This window comes from Adlercreutzia sp. DFI.6.23, from assembly GCF_024462535.1.
GTDB classification, from domain to species: Bacteria; Actinomycetota; Coriobacteriia; order Coriobacteriales; family Eggerthellaceae; genus Adlercreutzia; species Adlercreutzia rubneri.
Genome location: NZ_JANGBP010000873.1, coordinates 1 through 255, shown reverse-complemented (window position 1 = coordinate 255; position 255 = coordinate 1). Strand labels below are relative to the sequence as shown.

The window sequence follows — 255 nt, the reverse complement described above, 5'->3', positions numbered from 1 at the left end:
GCCCCGGCGGCTGCTCGCAGGGCATCGGGCGGGCCGGCCGGCTCGCCCGGCGGGTCTTCCCCTCGTCCACGGCCTCTCCCTTCCTCCTCTTCCTCGCGGGCGCCGGCAGCAGCGCCGCCGTGCCCCCCCGGGCGTACCTTCCCACGCTGTAGCGCACCTGCTGGGGGGTCAGCCCCGTCTCCCGGGCCGCCTGGGCGGCGGTCGCCCCCTCGGCCACGCGCCTTATCGCCTCGAGCTTGGGGAGCACGGGCTTGG

At 78.4% G+C, this 255-nt stretch carries 1 protein-coding gene; it reads right to left on the bottom strand.

Annotated features, from left to right (window positions below; genetic code table 11):
- Positions 1 to 255 (bottom strand): helix-turn-helix domain-containing protein (locus NE591_RS16485; RefSeq protein WP_256157168.1); only part of this gene is annotated, 255 nt, incomplete at both ends.